We start from the raw sequence: 18,204 nt of genomic DNA, 5'->3' as shown, positions 1-18,204 counted from the left end.
ACAAGGATATGTAAACAATATTCTACAAAAAAGATAGAAGACTGGGAGAGTTGAACGAAAAAATCAAGAGAAAAGCTCACGTAAAGCAAAACTTTTCTCTTGATTTATTAGAAAGAGGAACATTTACGGAATATCCCAAACTAAAAAAATAGTATCCAAACTTCTTGAACTAAAAAGAGTTTGGATACCTCAATATTTACAGTGAAAAATACTATTTATAAAGTCTCACTTATTTTTGAGTAATTCGATTTTCTCTCTCTCACTTTGCAACAAGCGTTCATACAATTCAATTATTTTATCAACTGGATTAATTTGTTGAGAGGTAACATGAACTGCTGCTATTGCTCCCGGAGAAATAGTAGCATCTTTATAGCTATTGATATTGTATATAGCTCTTTCAACATCAAAATCCTTAATTACCTCCGCAGAAATACCTAACACAGAGGCAATCTTATTCAAAAGTCCTTCCTCTATCTCCGATTCCTTCTCTATCTTTGAAATGACATTTTGACTTACTCCAAGATCAGCCGCCAAAGCTTCTTGCTTCATACCCAAATATACACGAATCTTTTGTATATTGCGTCCGATATGTCTCCGGTTCATTATGTCTTTTACATCATTATCCATATCATTATTTCTTTAAGTGATTACATTGCGACAAAGATAATGAAAATCAATTCAGAACAAATTATAGCTATCTCTATTTTTCGCAACTATAAATCGCAACTTGATATTTATTACAGAAAAAGTAGTAACCTTGGTTATTTATCATCTTTACTGTTCTCTTTATTGTATTTCTCTCTTTCTATTTTTAACAATTCCTCAAATAGTTTGACGGCTTGCTCCATTGAAAAGTGATTAATATTCTCAAGATTCGAGATTGTGCCAATATTGGTAGCAGTTGCATTTGAATTCTCATAAAAGTTATTTGTGTAGTACAGCACAGTTTCTTCAGTAAACTTTTTTAAGCCTTCTTCTGTAACACCCAAAGCATCCGCAACCCGTTTAATTCTTTCATCCTCAATCTTTTCAGACTGTTCCATTTTGGACACGGCTTGTTTTGTAATTCCCAATAAATCTCCTAGATCAGTTTGAGTCATCCCACGAAGACGGCGAATCCTCTCTATTTTTCGACCTATGTGTGTAGCATTCGTATTAATTTCATTTTCCATAATGATGAATTTATTTCTAAGTCTGATAAACAGAACAATTTATAATCACTTATTTTTAAGCAACTCTATTTTTTCTCTTTCACTTTGCAACAAACGTTCATACAATTCGATTATTTTATCAACTGGATTAAACTGCTGCGCAATTGATGTAGAGCCTTGTTCAAAAGTATTATCTCTAATATTATTGATGTTATAAATAGCCTTTTCCACATCGAAATCTTTAATCACCTCTGCCGAAATTCCCAGTGCAGAAGCAAGCTGATTCAAAAGTCCCTCTTCTATCTCCGGCTCCTTCTCAATCTTCGAAATGATATTTTGGCTAACGCCAAGATCAGCAGCCAAAGCTTCCTGCTTCATACCCAAATATACACGAATCCTTTGTATATTGCGTCCGATATGTCTTCGATTCGTTATATTTTTTACTTCATTATCCATGTCATTGTTTTTTAGTGAATACGTCGAGACAAAGATAATGAAAATCAACTCAGAACAAATAAAAGTCAACTTTATTTTTTTCAATCCCCAGTTCTATATGCATAATTTTGCCCTGTCAGTTTTTTTACTGACATGAATCGTGGCGCCACATTCAAAACAGTAACAGAATAATGTTCAATTGACATTGACATTCTGAACAATCATCATTTAACCAATAAAATCTAATAGCCTATGGGGTAAGTAAAGTCATTACAATCGAAACATAGCTTTAAATCATCCTGGAATTTAGCTATCCAAAAACAAATTAGTAAACATACAATTAAACAAAAAGCATGAAATCATTTTCTGATAAAACAAACATAGGGGAGAATAATCCCCTAAAGACTGTTTATAGAATGAATTTTTACCTATTATTCCTATTAATAGGTTCATTATCGATACTTGGATCAACACGGGCTTATTGCCAACAGAGTAGAACGATCTCGGGTATAGTGAAAAACTCTCAAGGAGAGACGATTATCGGAGCGAATATCGTTGAAAAAGGTACTAGTAACGGAACAATTACGAATGTAGACGGACTGTTCACACTGCGCGTATCGCCCAATGCAGTATTAAAAGTATCTTATATGGGATACACGGAACAGGAAGTCAATACACGCAACAAGAACAAGCTGGAAATCATACTGACGGAAGATGCCAGACTGATTGATGAAGTAGTGGTGGTAGGATACGGATCGGTCAAAAAACGGGATTTGACGGGGGCAGCAACCTCCGTCAAAAGTGCGGAAGTACTGGCCGCCCCTACCAATAATGTAATGGAAGCCCTTCAAGGCAAGATACCCGGAATGGATATCACCAAAACTTCGGGACAGGTAGGAGGTGATGTCACTATTCTGTTACGTGGTTCACGATCTATTTATGGCAGCAACGAACCGTTGTTTATTATCGATGGAATCCCCGGCAGCTATAGCCAGGTCAGCCCGTCGGACATCGAGAGTGTAGATGTATTGAAAGATGCTTCTTCCACCGCCATTTATGGTTCCGCAGGAGCAAACGGCGTTGTAATTATCACCACCAAAAGAGGAAAAGAGGGAAAAGCGACCGTAAACTTCGATGCTTATTACGGATTCAGCGGTTCACCCAACTACAGACATGGGATGACGCGGGATGAATGGGTCACCTACCAGCAAGAAGCCTATAAATATAAAAATGGTGACTATCCTACCGATATGTCCGCCCTACTGGGGAAACAGGATTTTATAGATGCATACAACGACGGCAAATGGATAGACTGGATAGATGAAGTGTCGGGCAACACGGCTACTACACAGAAATACAGTCTTTCGGTCAGCAGTGGCACTGAAAAGACAAAATTATTTGCTTCGACTTCCTACAACCGGGAAGAAGGTTTACTTAATAACGAAAATCTGAACAGATATTCGTTACGCCTCAACCTGGATCAGCAGATATTTTCATGGGCAAAGGTGGGCTTTACCTCCAATTTAGTCTACCGGGACTTGAACTCCGGCGTGAAAAACACATTCACCAAATCTCTCTCCTCCATCCCGCTGGGTGATGCTTATACCGAAGAAGGGGAGATCAATCACGAATACATCACGGGACAATATTCCCCGATGAGTGATTTCATAGAGAATCAGTATGTAGACAACACACGTTCCACCTATCTGAACATGAGTGGCTATGTCAAACTAACTCCCATCAAAGACCTGACTTTTACCAGTCGTGTCAATGGTACTTTGAATCACTCACGCCACGGGCAATACTGGGGAGAGAAGTGTAATGCCAACCGTCCGTCTTATGCAGGTTCACCGCATGCTTCCATCACCAACAACAATGCCTGGAATTACACTTGGGAAAATATTCTCGCATACAACACAACCATCGCCAAAGACCATAATCTGGGAGGTTCATTGATTACTTCCTGGAATAAGAACCAGTCGGAAAGCAGCATGGCTGCCGCCAGCGGCCAGATGGTAGATCAATGGTCTTTCTGGCGACTGACATCAGGTACTTCCCAACATGTGGAATCCGACTTCGCACAGACACAGAAAATGTCTTTTGCCTTCCGTCTGAACTATTCATACAAAGGCAAATACCTGTTTAATTTCTCTACGCGGTGGGACGGTGTTTCACAATTTTCTACCGGACATAAATGGGATGCTTTCCCCGCAGGCGCACTGGCGTGGAGAATATCGGACGAGGCATTTATGGAAAAGACACGTAGTTGGCTGGACAACCTGAAATTGAGAGTGAGCTACGGCATCACGGGTAACTCGGGAGGAACCACCGCATACAGTACCACAACACAAGCATACGTATATACCGCTTCGGGAATTTCCATTAATGGGAAGATTGTTCCTTTCACGCAATACTCCGGTACCTACGGTAGTTCCGATCTCGGCTGGGAGAAGTCATACAACTGGAATGTGGGGTTGGATTTCGGTATCCTGAACGGTCGCATTGACGGATCGGTAGAATGGTTCAAGACAACCACCAAAGGATTATTATTCAAACGTACATTGCCCATCACCAGCGGTCTGACCGGATGGGGATCGCCTCTGGCCATCTGGCAGAACATCGCCCAAACCAGTAACCAAGGTGTGGAAGCAACGATCACTTCACACAACATACGGCATAAAGATTTCACCTGGAACACCACTTTATCCGTCACCTGGAACAAGGAACAAATAGACGATCTGCCTGACGGTGATCTGATCGCCGAAAACCTGTTTGTCGGTGAACCGATTAAAGCTATTTACGGATATAAATATGCCGGAATCTGGGGAACCGATACTCCGCAGGAGACATTGGATGCCTACGGCGTAAAACCCGGATTCATCAAGATAGAAACCTTAGACCAAAAAGGCGATGGAGGTGTGCATAAATACAGTACGGAAGACCGGCAAATTCTAGGACATTCCAATCCGGACTGGATCATCGGATTCAGCAATTCCTTCACCTACAAGAATTTTGATTTATCCGTCTTTGCCATGGCGCGTTACGGACAGACAATCAACAGTGACCTGCTCGGTTATTATACCGCCGAACAGAGCGTAACCAAGAATCAACTGGCAGGCGTAGACTACTGGACAGAGGATAATCAAGGAGCCTATTTCCCCCGTCCCGGAACGGGAGACGAACAAAAAACCGTATATCCTTCATTAAGAGTGCGCGACGGCTCCTTCATTAAGATTAAAAATATCACGCTGGGATATACACTACCCGTCAATATTTCCCGCAAAGTTTTAATGGAGAAATGCCGTATTTATGCCACAGCCTACAATCCGTTCATCTTTGTAAAAGATAAGCAGTTGAAAGATACTGATCCCGAAACCAACGGTTCGGATGCATTTCCTACCTACCGGCAATTTGTTTTTGGCGTTAATTTGACATTCTAACAAAAGATTATAATCATGAAAAGGATATATATAAAATTCATATTTTGCAGTGTGCTGTTCTCGGCCTTATCTCTACATTCCTGCACCTTGGAGGAATACAACCCGGGCGCATTTACCAAAGAGGCTTTGGCTACTTCCATCGATGGATATGAAACCCTGATTAACCAGTGTTATTTTGCCATGGAAAGGTTTTACTACGGTTCTGCAGACTGGATGTCACTGACTGAAGGCGACACCGATCTTTGGACGTATAAAGCCAACGAATCAACAAGTTACACACAGTGGTTCTGGTTTTTCGCAGGAACATCACCCAATACGACTTACACCAATAATTGGTGGAACGGGACGTACGACGGTGTGGGAGCCTGTAACGAAGCTATCGCATTAGGAGACAAACCTCCTTACACCACGGAAGAGGAACGGAATGCCAAGATTGCGGAAGCCCGTTTTCTTAGAGCTGTCTATTATTTCAATGCAGTGGAACAATTCGGAGCAGTGACGATGCTCACAGAACCGATAACAGCAGAAACACTGACTTACTCCCCCACCCGCACCGATCCGATGACTATCTATCAGGAAGTAATCCTGCCCGATTTAAGATTTGCATCCGAATGGTTGCCAACAGGTACGCATGCAACTACTACCACCCCGACAAAGAAAGCCGCTCTCGGTTTTCTGGCTAAAGCCTGCTTGCAGACGTACGAATATGGAAGCACCGAATATTTGCAGGAAGCTCTGGATACAGCCAAGAAATTGATTACCGATTGCGAAACCGGCGGTGGGAAATACAATACGTATATGTATCCATCGTATAGCGAAGTGTTTAAAGAGAGCAATAACTGGGAAAACAAAGAAGCTCTTTGGAAACATCGCTGGTATGCAGGAGCAGACGGTCACGGATCAAGCAACGGAAATTACAAGCTAAATCGCAACGATGAGTATTTCTTATGCAATATCAATAAGTTCGGTGCTCGTGAAGATAATCAGGAAACACGCCTTACCTGGGAAGGCTCAATTACCGGTATCTTTATGCCCACTCAGCATTTGTTGAGTTTGTATGTACAGAAAGACGGAACATTGGACCCCAGATTTCATGAATCGTTCACTACTGAATGGAACGCGAACAAGAATTACACGTGGGATGAAAGTGCCGTACACATGTATGATAAAGAAGAAACCGTCATTGGCAAAGCTCTGAATAAAGGTGACTTAGCCATTAAGTTTATCATGCCACAGGACATCGATTATGCTACAGAAAAGCAAAAAGAACATATTTCTGATTACTTGCTGATTGATTATCACCATGTATATAGTAATGACAATAATAACGTGAACATGAATTATGCTTATACAAACGTCACAGGCAATTACAAGGATGACGACACAAACGAGAACCAGTTCCGCTACTATTATCCGTCACTGAATAAGCATAACAGCAGTAATTATTATGTAGCCAATGCTTCCAAACAGAGAAACGGTAATCTAAATGCAACGTTTATCATGCGCATGGCAGAAGTTTATTTGATTGCGGCAGAAGCTGATATTTACCTGAATGGTGGTGCAAATGCAGCCGGTTATATCAACAAGGTTCGTGAACGTGCCGGAGCAAATCCGCTTGCAGGAAGTGTTACGGTGCGGGATATCTTAGACGAAAGAGGCCGTGAACTTTGCGGAGAATATTGCCGCTTCTACGACTTGAAACGGACAGGAATGTTTAAGAACTCGGAGTATCTGGAGAATACTCATCCGGACTTAGCACAATTCTTTCACCCGAATTATGCATTACGTCCCATTTCAACTACATTTACTGCAACAATCACCAATGGCAGCGAGTATCAAAATCCGGGATATTAAGTAGGAATTTCAATATGTACAGGTATTATGGAATCAATCTTGGCACCTGTACATTATTATAAATTAAGGAATGTTCCCTGTCTCGTTTTGAGATGGGGAACATACTTTTCAAATATGTGAAAAACAAGATATAGATTAATTATATCGAAAACTGTTTGCTAGTCAGAATAAAGTCTCTACCTTTACAAAGGATAACCATGCCACTTATTAACGGCTATTTTAAACCGCTTATGCCTGTTGAAAATGAAAACAGCTATCATATATTATTCAAAACATGGAACTACCGAGCGAGTAACACACCTTATCGGAGAAAAGTTGACTAATAAAGTTGACTACATCTCATTAAAGGAGTGTCCGAGACCTGATATCCGAACTTACGATCAAATAATTCTCGGAACAGCTATTTATGCGGGCTCTCCAAATCGAAAAGTTACTCAATTCTGTCACAATAACCAACCGTTATTAGAGCAAAAAGTAATAGGGTTGTTCATCTGTTGTATGAACGAAGAGCAAGAAGCTGAAGAAATGAACAAAGCTTTCCCGGAGTTCTTACAGAGATTATCGATTCCCAAAGCCATTTTAGGTGGCGAGTTTCAGTTTGATAAAATGAATTTCATCGAAAGGTTTTTAACGAAGAAAATAGCGAAAATAAACTCTTCTGTTTCGAAGCTGAGATATGATGCCATAAATGAGTTTACAATTCAGATAAAAGATTATCATTTATGGTAACCTCCAGAGTAATCTATTGTGTAACCTATTGAGTAACCTATTGAGTAATCTATTTTCAAACAGATATTTATATGCCTATAACAAAAAAGCGAAATACTTGAATCAAGAACTAGAAAGCGAATCTAAATAAGAAAATAAAATGAATTATAGAGACAAGGCAATCCATTGTGTCAAGGATACGATATTGCCAATGCAAAGAGAGCAATTTGAAGAATGTGGTCGCTGTTTAGACGAACAGTACAAACGATACGGAAATACAGAATGGCTTTCTGCAAAGACAATTGAAGAAGGACATATTTATGAAATTGGCTACCCGGCGTGTGTCTGTCCGGAGGTAGCAAGCGGAAAAGTAAAAGACGCATCACATTGCGAATGTTCACGCCAAAGCGTATTGTATATTATCGGAAATTTGTTGCCCGATAAAAATATCAGCGTAGAAATTATCGAAACCGTTTTGGGTGGCGCAGAAAAATGTCGTTTCAAGGTAACTGTGGAGTAAGGCTATCACATTTCATATAAACTAAAAAACAAAAGACATAATGATGAAACGAGCTATTACCATAAATAATATCCCCGCCATCATGTGGGGCGATGATTCTGATAGAGGCATCATTTCAATTCATGGTAATCAGTCAACCAAGCCATTTTATGTTCTTCTCCGTCAGGGCAGAACCATTTATAAATATATTCTTTAGCCAACCATTTACTGAAAATGTCTACATCTTTATCACGCAAAGGCTTTATTGTGATCTTATCATTCTTAATATCCATACTTTTTTATTTATTTAAACATCCACTTTCGCAGCCTCCCAACCAATCATTGCAGTCTTGCGAATCTCTCCCCAATGGTAATTTCCCAACTCACCGGAAGCACGAATGACCCGATGACACGGAATAAGGAAAGCTACGGGATTCTCACCGACAGCCGTTCCAACAGCCCGGCAAGCTCTCGGATTATTGATTCCTGCGGCTATATCTCCGTAAGTAGTCAAGCCACCGACAGGAATTTTGAGTAGGGTTTCCCAAACCTTTAGTTGAAAGTCAGTACCTTTCAGATGCAATTTTATTTCTTTGAGTTTACTCCAGTCATGCGTGAAGATGAATAAAGCGTTTTGCTGCACTTCATCCACAATCGAGGTAAACCTTGCATTAGGAAACTTCTTCCGTAAAGAGTTAAAAGCCGCGTCATGATCGTCTGCAAACTCCATACAACAAATACCTTTATCGGTAGACGCAATGAAGATTTCACCGAAAGGACTTTTGGCAAAACTATAATTGATAGAAAGACTTTCACCTCCGTTTTTATATTCGCCCGGCGTCATCCCTTCTATATTTACAAACAAGTCATACAATCTGCCCGTACCGGAAAGCCCTGTTTCCTGTGCCGCATCGAATAAAGACGCATGAGTTTCATTCAAGATTCTCTTGGCATATTCAATACTAGTATATTGCAAGAACTTCTTAGGGCTAACTCCCGCCCACTCCGTAAACATACGTTGGAAATGCGCCGTACTCAACGCCACTTCCCCGGCAATCTCATCCAATCCCGGTTGCCTTTTAAAATTCTCCCTTATATACCCGATTGCCTGCGCAATGCGTGCATAGTCAAGCGTTTTTTGCTCATTCATAACAGAGGTTTGCCATTTAATTCCAAATCCAGCAACCGCTTTTTAGCAGGAAGTCCGCCACCATATCCCACAAGAGAGTGGTTGCTGCCGATGACACGATGGCACGGAGCAAAAATAGAAATAGCGTTCGCCCCGTTAGCGGCAGCAACAGCACGGACAGCTTTCGGCAAATCGAGTTGTTTTGCCAGCTCACCGTATGACACAGTCGAACCGTATGGAATCTCCAACAACTTATACCATACACTCTTCTGAAACTCCGTACCAACAAAAAGCAAAGGCACCTCAAACACAGTCCGCTCGCCATTGAAATATTCATCTAACTGGCTCATCGCCTCCTGTATCACATCTGATGTACTTTCCTCATAACCAGCTTTCAGCACTTTCCGCAATCTCCTGTCTACGATATCCCTATGACTTTCAGCCGCCCAGTCACAAAGACAAAGCTTATCCTCAAACGAGCCAAGCATCAAATCACCACAAGGAGAATGATAACGCTGTATCTTAATCACATTCGTTTTATCTTCCATACTTCCAAAGATACGTTTATTATATTTACAGTTGAAATAACAGCTAATAATATTTTCGTTTTTACACTCGCACTCTTATTTCCAATGCCGCAAAATTACTACACGTATCACTGATAAACGACCCGAAAATTGCTATTTTTACATAGAAAAGACAATCTCCCCTCCCACTCCTCCATACAATCAATCGTTCTCAATATACTTTATCACCCGGCAAGGACTGCCGACCGCCACACAATTCTCAGGAATAGACCGAGTGACAACACTACCAGCGCCAATCACACTATTTTCACCAATCGTAACTCCTGCCAGCAGGATTGCACCACCGCCAATCCATACATTGTCTTCAATTCTCACAGGAAGAGCAAAAGTGTTACAAATCGCGTTTCCTTCCTCCCAATTCTGCGCAGTTCTTTCGTGTACTTTAGTCGAATGTGTCGCTGTATATATCTGAACATTAGAGGCAATCAGCACATTATTTCCTATTTCTATCCGATTGTTATCGACAAAGGTGCAATTCATATTGATAATGACTTTATCGCCTATAAATATATTTTTTCCATATTCACAACGGAAGTCAATATCCACATGAACATGCTGTCCCAAATGCCCGAACATCTCCCGCAAAATTTCCTCTTTCCTGACTACATCGGCAAAGTCCGTAGCATTTAACTCTCTAAGCAAACGTTTAGTCTTCAGCGTCATCTCCGCCAATTCTTTGTCTTTTCCGTCGAAAGGCTCACCGGCCATACATTTCTGATACTCTGTTTTCATCTTACTAAATTTTTGAAGTTAGCAATCATCCTTTTAACTATTATTCTCAAAGAAAACCAGTAAATATGATGTCCATACCCAATGCGGTATTCTACATCCATTTGATACCATAAACTTATAACTAACCCAAATACGCACAAAACCGCACTCCGCAAGTTGAAATCATCATAAAATACTGGTTTTTCTGCTTGAATATAGGTATATTTGCGCAAATACACAACTCTATCCATGCGGAATTATGCTGAAAGAAGAAAGACACCAATACATTATCGACCGGATCAATAAAGACAACCGGATATACGTCACCGACCTAAGTGAGGAACTGGGAGTTTCGGACGACACCTTAAGAAGAGATCTCGTAGAATTAGAAAACCTAGGATTATTGACGAAAGTACACGGAGGGGCTATCGCTAAATCAGGTATATCCATCAAGTTTGCCGAAAGACTCAATACAGCTACGCTGATAAAACAGGAAATAGCTGCCAAGCTGGTTCCGTTATTCAAAGAGGGCGACGTGATATTAATAGATGGAGGAACCTCCAATCTTGAGGTAGCCCGGCAGATTCCCAAAGACAAAAACTTTACGATATACACCAATTGCCTGCCGATCGCAAACGAACTGTCCAATTACCCTAAAGTAGATTTAATTCTTTTAGGCGGGAAAGTCTTTCCATCTTCACAAGTCACCGTCGGCATATCCGTCTTCCAAATGATACAATCCATCTTTCCGGATTGGGTGATTATAGGGGTAAGCGATATTCATCCACAAAAAGGACTGACCACTTCAGACCGTGAAGAAGCAATCATCAAACGCAGTATGCTAAAACAAGGAGCCAAACGAGTGGTCCTAGCCACTGCCGCCAAACTGGACACGGCAAGAAACTATCACGTCGCCTCTTTAGCTGAAATTGATTATATTGTTACAGAAAATAGCAAGGTGGATTATATCAAACAGCATTGGCCTTCATACTCGTACAAAGTGATATAAAGCAGAATAATACCGTAAAAAAAGAAATTATCTAAAAAGACAACTACCCTATTATATGAAACCAACAATTGACAAAAACAAATTGACATATCCAGTAACAGAAGTATTTACCAACTATCTAGCACAAGATGGATATACATATTACAACATACCTGATTATCAACGTGGTTATAAATGGACCACAAAGAATGTGGAAGAATTACTGGACGACATAAAAACTTTCAGCAATTCTTTAGACACCCATGTTGACAGAGACAAGTTCTACTGTTTACAAAATATCACCATTTGCACATCGAAAGATATCGAAGGAAACAAAATATATAATGTGGTGGACGGACAACAGCGTCTGACCACTCTAACAGTGCTACTTTCATATCTTGGCAAATCCGATCTAGTCAAAAACAAAATCAAATACTCCATTCGTGAAGCTACCCACCGCTTCATCACAGAACAGATTATCACAAGACAGATATGGCAGTCTACTCCTGAAATCAAACATAAAGACCAATACTATTTGTATGCAGTTGCTCAAAAAATCCAAGAATGGTTTCATCCTAAAGATGCACAGGGAAATCGCTTTGCACGTTTTTCCGACGAAGAGCATAATAAATATGTAGATATCATTCTCAACAGAGTTCACCTGATAGTCAATCAATTGCAAGCCGATGAAGAACAAATATTTGCAAATCTGAATGGAGCAAAAGTCAATCTTGACGGAGCCGACCTGCTACGCGCTGTCATGATGACTCATTCCGCAAAAGAAAAATTCGGTAACCATGCAAGTCAAACCCAAATCAATGAGTTCAGAGTTCGCATGGGATTGGAGATAGACGAAATGAGCAGATGGTGGGGACAAAAGGACGTTATATCATTTTTCGGACAGATGATTCCGAGCGGAACAGCCAAGGAAGCAAAGCTCCATGAATTCGATACCAAAGCATTCCCAATCAATATTTTGTATATATTATTATACGAAATCAACAAAAATGCAGAATCCATATTCTCTTTTAATTTCTTCGAGTATGGCCTTGATAAAGACGAGAACCGGGGAAATGACAATTGGGAACTTTATATCGAACTAAGGAAATTACATCTGGAAATGCAAGACTGGTTCGGGGACAAACATATATATCACTATTTAGGTTATTTATTCTTCAGGCATAAACATAGAACTCAATTCTCCGATATCTATGCATCTTGGAAAAAGGCTGATTCAAAACAGGGCTTCAAAACAATGTTGAAAGACAAAATAGTCTCATGCATCACTTATAAATATCAAAATAACGATAAAGATGACAATCAATTATCTAAAGAAGAACTATGCAATGCTATCTACAAAAACATGATTAATACACGCAATGACTGGTATCACAATGACAATGAGTTATTCGACTGCTTAATCTTGCAAGACATCATCACAACGATTAAAAATGAATCTAAGTCATTGGGATATCTGCCTGTAGACTATTTCACCCGTAATGAAGAAGACAAAGAACACATCGGCTGCCAGACGCCCAACGAGAACGATCGTAAGAATAAGGACAAATGGATTGCCTGTATCAATGCCATAAAGAGTCAATACCCGGAAATCGATGAAAAAGCCGCCGAAACAATGAGTAAGATGCTGACTAACGACTCAGTAAGTGATGAGCAACAAGAAAAGCTTATTAAAGGACTGAATAAATATGGACTCAACTCAATTGGCAATATGGCATTACTTGATTTACATGTAAACCGCAGCTATGGAAATAGTTCTTTTTCCAACAAACGCCTAGAAATCATCAAAAACTATTATCAAGGACGGTTCATACGCCACCACACTTTAAAAGTGTTCATAAAAGCCGGATGCAATGACCCTGACAATCTGGAACGTTGGACCTTCGAAGACATCAGACGCAACGCGGAGCACATCGCAGAAACGTTGATAACCTGGGCATTGACAACAGAAGAAATGCCAAAACAAGAAATGAATAAAATTAGTGAACTCATTAAAAGCTGGAGCAACCAATAAGTTATGCAAACAAAAAATATAAAACAACTGCTTTTGGAATACAATATCGCAGTTCCGGAAATTCAACGCGAATATGTTTGGGGTAAAAACGAATCTGTTTTGTCTCAATTCCTTGAAGATTTGAATAAAAATGCTTCAAAGTCATGCAATGTGGGATTTCTTTATTCCTACGAACCCGGATATAGTAGAAATGAAATCTATCTAATCGACGGACAACAACGCTTTACCACTCTCCTACTCCTGGCATTTTATCTGGCATTAAAAGAGAACAAAAAGCGGGACTTCGACATTTTGCTGAAAATAGACAGTTCGACGCCCGCCTTCTCCTACCGGGTCAGAAGCCTGACAGAAATCTTTTTGTATACAATGTGGAAAAGTACAGACAGTCTTGATTCTCTTTTAAAAATAAAAGATCGCCCATGGTATGTTTCAGCTTATGAAGACGACATGACTATACAAGCCATGCTTTCCTCATTATACCTGATACGCAAATTTGACGAGGCTCATCAAGGTAATTTCCATTTAAAGTATGAAAGTTGCATTACCGATGTGGAGTTCTGGTATTTCAACGTAGGTCAGACTTCACAGGGTGAGGAATTATATATCACCATGAATAGCCGAGGGGAGCAATTAACAGATTCGGAGCAAATCAAACCTTTACTTTTCGCCAAAGCCAAGAAAAACAAAACAACTCCTAAATATTGCAGTTCGTGGGGCAAAGCATGGGATAACTGGGAAGAATTCTTCTTCTCACTTAAAAGTGATAACCAAAGTATCAGCAATGTAGAAAATTCCATAGACCTGTTTATTAAAATAATCGTTGAATTGCGTAGCCTCAATGAGCACAACAAGATTGAACCAACAAAGGACATTGACAGCATCACTTTAAGTGATATTGAAATGTACTTTGAGGCATTAAAACAGCTATCCACTCATCCGCTCTTTGCGAAAGAAATAAAGCGGCTCTTAGATAATAAAAATATCAAGTTCAACACTGCCGACAGTAACTTTTTAATTCTAAAGTCTCTTCTGACAGCCTATTTGCGAAAGTTTGAAGATGAAAGGGATTATCTAAGACTCTTCAAAATCATTAGTAACAGTTTACGGCGAGGCATTATCAACCATGTCCCTTTACTGCTTTTCTTAAAAAGATTCAGTGAATCAAAAGCTAACTTATATGATTTTATCATTGAAGAGGCAAAAGATGGAAGACTCGATAAAGTCCTTGATACTCATGAACTAGATAAAATCAATATTTATTCTGCAACTCATGACACCGAAATTGAGGATTTGTTCTGGTATGCGGAAGAACATATCTACACGCGAGGTTCTATCAAATGTATATGGCATGAGAAATTCACGAGTGACGCTTCTGCCAGAAGTAAATGGGAAGTAGGGGACAAAGTCTTAATGGAAAAACGGATACGTATTTTTGAGGATATATTCTCACCAAAGCACACACATATCTACCTATCACAAAGTCCCAAAGTCGACAAAATAGACAATGCGCTTATAACAAGAGCTTTATTGGCTTGCTATGGAGACTATTCATATAATACAGGTGGTAATAACTGGTGTTATGGATACAATGATTATTGGGCAACCATTATTAAGAATAGTCCAAAGGCCATATCCACTCTTATAGACAAATTATACCAAAGGAAGAAAATAGACTTCTATACCCATATGAACAATATCATTTCGGAGTATCTCGGTTCGTATGATTTGACACAAAAAGACGGGATGTATTACGTGCTGAAGTATGAAGACTCACTACAAGCATTAAACCAAGGGTATAACATCTTGCGTTTTGCAAACGGAGAGTGGGGAAATTACTGGATTGACATTTTAAACAAGGAACGAGCCAGCTCATATAATATCAATTTATTCCGCTATTTAGTTTATAAACATTTACATGACAAGAGCATAGTTAAAAATCAGTGGTTGGAAATGGAAAATGGCCTAACGCTTGATTGTGCGACACATCATGGCTGGATCATAAGTTACAGACAGGAGTCCACCCAAGATGATATTAAGAAATATCAAACTGAAATTGAACGTGTGTTAGGCACTGACTACAACATCACCCTTAATGAGAACAAGCGCCTGTTCTACATCCCTATTGAATTGAATAAAGATCTAATATTGGAGGGCGTTTATATCGTTGAGCATATACATTCCATTTCTATCGTATGAAAATTATTAGATATTCAATATCCAATTATTTTTTATACATGATTTACTCTCACACCCTCACACTTTCCCTGCATCCCCCTATTCATCATCCTTTCAGTGATGAGGGTAAGAGTGAGGGTAGGTGAGGGTAACTTTTTACCCTCACCCTGTCTCGTCCTGATTGGGTTGACAAAGCCCCCTTTCACACCACCTTTATCAATTACTCTACTTTCATCAAATGATAAAGCGTCCCTTTACGAGACTTACGGCAAGGAATATTCAGTTTTTGAAGTGCACGCCCAAACTGTCCTACCTTATTAATAGCCAGTTTATCCCGTGTTTTCGTCTGTAAATAATTCAAAATCTGCATGGCAGTCAGCCATTCGCCTTCCATTTCCTCTTCTACGGGATTAAGATAGCAGTGGAACAGCTGTTCCAGCGGACTCACCTGTTCAAACTCACGGTTAGTCTGTTTTAATATGTTTTCATCCTCATCATTCAGCCAATAACGTTCCCCTTTATAAATCGCCTCCATTGCTTGAGCATACAGCTGTTTGTAATTGATGGTAACGTTCGTTTGAATAGGAGCCGTCACCTCGATGCAAATAAAACGGCGGCTACCGCTAGGATCGGTAAGCAAATCTTTCTGATTGCTGGTACCGATAAAAGAAGCATAACGCCTCATTTCCCGAATCGTATTACCGTATGGTTTGCGCAGATTCGCCACAGGCTTCTGCAACAAATGCTTCAAGAACCCCTGCTGACTGACATTAATCTGATCGAACTCATCAATATTGATCAGAAAAAAACGTCCCAAATAGCGTTCCGCCTCCTGTTTACTTTTAAAATCAATACTGTCCGTATAGCCGAAACGCAACTCCGGCGGCAGAATAATACGACAGAATGTTGACTTGCGATACCCCTGCGAACCGACCAATAAAGGCGAAGTATTATTACCATGTTGCCGATCAACTCCCCTCCAATGCGCCACCATACTAAGAAACCAGCGGTAAAATAATTCCTGCCAATGCGGATTATCACAAGGCACCAGACCAGCCAATGCACGGATACGATCCTTCCCGTCCCAGCGACCTGTCTCATAAAGATATTCCTCCACAGGATTATACAAAGGAACACATTCCGAATTCAGAAAACGATCCACATCACGGTCCCACGCACTGATGCCTTCCTTCAAAGCATTGATCGCAATACTGTTGCGCACCCGTTTATCCACCGGCTTAAAGCAAAAGTGAACAGAATCGCGCTGCCGATATTCCAAATCGTCCTGCACCGTATTGTAACGGAATTCATACCGACGTTTCATAAACTCTTCCAACAGAAAAGCCGTCTCCTGCTCTTTACTGATACTGCTTTTCTTGCCGAATCCCTTACATTCCTGATAAAGATTATGCAATATCGAACGGATCACCTGCTCTTCTTCTTCGCGATAATAATGAATCATCGTCTGCCGTATCGCTTCCTCTTCGGGAAGCCCCGCTTTGAAACAATGCTCGGCAAGGCGAACCAATAAAGGCTGCAAGTCGTCCCCACGTTTCCAATCCTCCATTTCCTGAAGTGCCCTGTTCAAGGCCGCTTCATAAATCTTCGTGAATGTTTGCGCCGACTCATATCCCGGCTGCAACCGTAATAACGGATTTTTCTCTCCCAGTTTCCGCTGACGGAAAGTCTCTTCTCCCGGCATCATAAGCGGTTGTTCCAAGCAGAACGGCACCGCATCCGGATTATAATAAGGAGATTCGTCCAGCGTCATACGGCATCTCTGTGCCAAAACCGGTTCTTTCAAGTCAATATCGAAAGGCAACATCGGCTGATAACATTTCACAGCCAGCCAATAAGCATGAACATGAAATAATTCCGCCTCCGCTTCCTTGGTCGGCAATCCTCCGTCATCCGGCAAAGCGAAGCGCACCCATATCTTCACACTACGCCCGCTCGAACCACCAAAAGTAGCAAAAGTCTGTGGCAAAAGCGCCGCTTGTCGCTTCACAAATTCCACTTCCGAGCCGCTCGCCAGCCTACTCACTTCCAACTGTACCAATCCGTTATACTGCTTCATCTTCCGTTCGCCCTCTTTGGTACGGGTATATTCCACAGCAGAATAGATGTATGGCAATTTATCAATATGTTCGTATCGGGCATGCGTACCTTCCAGCAATGGTATGATTCCCCGCAAAGCCGTGATATGCCCCGCCTTTGTTTCCGTTTTCATTTTGTCGAATAATGTGCCTGCCTCACAAACGCTAAGAGTCTCTTTTCCGCTCCCGTTGTCTTGTCTGATTAAAGTAATTTTCATCCTATTTTTGTCTATTTTTTCTACAATTACATCTACCTATTTAATTCCTGTAAAGATACGCTTTTATCTTCCGGTAAACAAGCATTTTATCCGATAAATACCTGCATATTATTTGCATTTGCCTTATTATTTATGTATCTTTGCTTAGTAGTTGTCAAGGGCTCACCCGTGTGAACAAACA

15 protein-coding genes are annotated in these 18,204 nt (G+C 40.5%); 7 read left to right on the top strand and 8 right to left on the bottom strand.

From position 1 onward, the window contains the following. Positions 1-225 precede the first annotated feature (225 nt). The 3 genes from DW173_RS19625 to DW173_RS19615 all read right to left on the bottom strand — a co-directional run bounded on the left by DW173_RS19625 (position 226) and on the right by DW173_RS19615 (position 1,607). On the bottom strand, positions 226-627 hold the full coding sequence (locus DW173_RS19625; RefSeq protein WP_004315226.1) for a helix-turn-helix domain-containing protein: 402 nt from the start codon (positions 625-627) through the stop codon (positions 226-228). A gap of 134 nt (positions 628-761) precedes the next feature. Further along, complete coding sequence (locus tag DW173_RS19620; protein ID WP_008770686.1) at positions 762-1,172, bottom strand: helix-turn-helix domain-containing protein; 411 nt, start codon at positions 1,170-1,172, stop codon at positions 762-764. A gap of 45 nt (positions 1,173-1,217) precedes the next feature. Continuing rightward, complete coding sequence (locus DW173_RS19615) at positions 1,218-1,607, bottom strand: helix-turn-helix domain-containing protein (RefSeq protein ID WP_004315228.1); 390 nt, start codon at positions 1,605-1,607, stop codon at positions 1,218-1,220. A 332-nt stretch (positions 1,608-1,939) separates the two neighbouring features. On the opposite strand from DW173_RS19615, the gene DW173_RS19610 reads away from it, so the two are divergent. The 4 genes from DW173_RS19610 to DW173_RS19595 all read left to right on the top strand — a co-directional run bounded on the left by DW173_RS19610 (position 1,940) and on the right by DW173_RS19595 (position 8,108). Next, the gene (locus DW173_RS19610; protein WP_120145041.1) at positions 1,940-5,026 is read left to right on the top strand and encodes a SusC/RagA family TonB-linked outer membrane protein; all 3,087 of its coding nucleotides are present in this window, start codon (positions 1,940-1,942) and stop codon (positions 5,024-5,026) included. 15 nt (positions 5,027-5,041) lie between these two features. Further along, a complete protein-coding gene (locus DW173_RS19605; RefSeq protein WP_118407201.1) occupies positions 5,042-6,880 on the top strand; it encodes a RagB/SusD family nutrient uptake outer membrane protein in 1,839 nt (612 codons plus the stop codon). Positions 6,881-7,123: 243 nt separating this feature from the next. Further along, a complete protein-coding gene (locus DW173_RS19600; RefSeq protein ID WP_087322334.1) occupies positions 7,124-7,609 on the top strand; it encodes a flavodoxin domain-containing protein in 486 nt (161 codons plus the stop codon). A gap of 139 nt (positions 7,610-7,748) precedes the next feature. Further along, positions 7,749-8,108, top strand: a complete 360-nt coding sequence (locus tag DW173_RS19595) for a hypothetical protein (protein ID WP_022199146.1) — start codon at positions 7,749-7,751, stop codon at positions 8,106-8,108. Positions 8,109-8,218: 110 nt separating this feature from the next. On the opposite strand, the gene DW173_RS24000 is transcribed toward DW173_RS19595, so the two are convergent. The 4 genes from DW173_RS24000 to DW173_RS19580 all read right to left on the bottom strand — a co-directional run bounded on the left by DW173_RS24000 (position 8,219) and on the right by DW173_RS19580 (position 10,535). Then, positions 8,219-8,380, bottom strand: a complete 162-nt coding sequence (locus DW173_RS24000; protein WP_164497224.1) for a hypothetical protein — start codon at positions 8,378-8,380, stop codon at positions 8,219-8,221. 14 nt (positions 8,381-8,394) lie between these two features. Further along, the gene (locus tag DW173_RS19590; protein WP_087318410.1) at positions 8,395-9,237 is read right to left on the bottom strand and encodes a methylated-DNA--[protein]-cysteine S-methyltransferase; all 843 of its coding nucleotides are present in this window, start codon (positions 9,235-9,237) and stop codon (positions 8,395-8,397) included. Continuing rightward, positions 9,234-9,764 (bottom strand): methylated-DNA--[protein]-cysteine S-methyltransferase, encoded by a 531-nt coding sequence (locus DW173_RS19585; RefSeq protein ID WP_118220011.1) that lies wholly within the window; start codon positions 9,762-9,764, stop codon positions 9,234-9,236. Before DW173_RS19585 ends, DW173_RS19590 begins: the two co-directional genes overlap by 4 nt. A gap of 180 nt (positions 9,765-9,944) precedes the next feature. Next, complete coding sequence (locus DW173_RS19580) at positions 9,945-10,535, bottom strand: sugar O-acetyltransferase (protein ID WP_120145040.1); 591 nt, start codon at positions 10,533-10,535, stop codon at positions 9,945-9,947. 238 nt (positions 10,536-10,773) lie between these two features. Here DW173_RS19580 and DW173_RS19570 point away from each other — a divergent pair, with 238 nt between their 5' ends. The 3 genes from DW173_RS19570 to DW173_RS19560 are packed head-to-tail and all read left to right on the top strand — an operon-like array spanning position 10,774 to position 15,730. After that, a complete protein-coding gene (locus DW173_RS19570) occupies positions 10,774-11,523 on the top strand; it encodes a DeoR/GlpR family DNA-binding transcription regulator (RefSeq protein ID WP_120145038.1) in 750 nt (249 codons plus the stop codon). A 55-nt stretch (positions 11,524-11,578) separates the two neighbouring features. Then, positions 11,579-13,534 (top strand): DUF262 domain-containing protein, encoded by a 1,956-nt coding sequence (locus DW173_RS19565; protein ID WP_120145037.1) that lies wholly within the window; start codon positions 11,579-11,581, stop codon positions 13,532-13,534. A 3-nt stretch (positions 13,535-13,537) separates the two neighbouring features. Beyond that, positions 13,538-15,730, top strand: coding sequence for a DUF262 domain-containing protein (locus DW173_RS19560; RefSeq protein ID WP_120145036.1), 2,193 nt, complete (start codon positions 13,538-13,540; stop codon positions 15,728-15,730). A 199-nt stretch (positions 15,731-15,929) separates the two neighbouring features. On the opposite strand, the gene DW173_RS19555 is transcribed toward DW173_RS19560, so the two are convergent. Further along, the gene (locus tag DW173_RS19555) at positions 15,930-18,023 is read right to left on the bottom strand and encodes a BT4734/BF3469 family protein (RefSeq protein WP_008640761.1); all 2,094 of its coding nucleotides are present in this window, start codon (positions 18,021-18,023) and stop codon (positions 15,930-15,932) included. Positions 18,024-18,204: the final 181 nt, after the last annotated feature.

It is taken from the genome of Bacteroides sp. AM16-13 (assembly GCF_003602705.1).
GTDB classification, from domain to species: Bacteria; Bacteroidota; Bacteroidia; order Bacteroidales; family Bacteroidaceae; genus Bacteroides; species Bacteroides xylanisolvens.
The sequence above is the reverse complement of the archived record's forward strand: the minus strand, read 5'-3'. Positions and strand labels throughout refer to the sequence as shown.

Bases quoted from the DNA above. Each gene is read 5' to 3' on its own strand.
- DW173_RS19625 (WP_004315226.1), bottom strand. From the start codon at position 627: ATGGATAATGATGTAAAAGACATAATGAACCGGAGACATATCGGACGC.
- DW173_RS19620 (WP_008770686.1), bottom strand. From the start codon at position 1,172: ATGGAAAATGAAATTAATACGAATGCTACACACATAGGTCGAAAAATA.
- DW173_RS19615 (WP_004315228.1), bottom strand. From the start codon at position 1,607: ATGGATAATGAAGTAAAAAATATAACGAATCGAAGACATATCGGACGC.
- DW173_RS19610 (WP_120145041.1), top strand. From the start codon at position 1,940: ATGAAATCATTTTCTGATAAAACAAACATAGGGGAGAATAATCCCCTA.
- DW173_RS19605 (WP_118407201.1), top strand. From the start codon at position 5,042: ATGAAAAGGATATATATAAAATTCATATTTTGCAGTGTGCTGTTCTCG.
- DW173_RS19600 (WP_087322334.1), top strand. From the start codon at position 7,124: ATGAAAACAGCTATCATATATTATTCAAAACATGGAACTACCGAGCGA.
- DW173_RS19595 (WP_022199146.1), top strand. From the start codon at position 7,749: ATGAATTATAGAGACAAGGCAATCCATTGTGTCAAGGATACGATATTG.
- DW173_RS24000 (WP_164497224.1), bottom strand. From the start codon at position 8,380: ATGGATATTAAGAATGATAAGATCACAATAAAGCCTTTGCGTGATAAA.
- DW173_RS19590 (WP_087318410.1), bottom strand. From the start codon at position 9,237: ATGAATGAGCAAAAAACGCTTGACTATGCACGCATTGCGCAGGCAATC.
- DW173_RS19585 (WP_118220011.1), bottom strand. From the start codon at position 9,764: ATGGAAGATAAAACGAATGTGATTAAGATACAGCGTTATCATTCTCCT.
- DW173_RS19580 (WP_120145040.1), bottom strand. From the start codon at position 10,535: ATGAAAACAGAGTATCAGAAATGTATGGCCGGTGAGCCTTTCGACGGA.
- DW173_RS19570 (WP_120145038.1), top strand. From the start codon at position 10,774: ATGCTGAAAGAAGAAAGACACCAATACATTATCGACCGGATCAATAAA.
- DW173_RS19565 (WP_120145037.1), top strand. From the start codon at position 11,579: ATGAAACCAACAATTGACAAAAACAAATTGACATATCCAGTAACAGAA.
- DW173_RS19560 (WP_120145036.1), top strand. From the start codon at position 13,538: ATGCAAACAAAAAATATAAAACAACTGCTTTTGGAATACAATATCGCA.
- DW173_RS19555 (WP_008640761.1), bottom strand. From the start codon at position 18,023: ATGAAAATTACTTTAATCAGACAAGACAACGGGAGCGGAAAAGAGACT.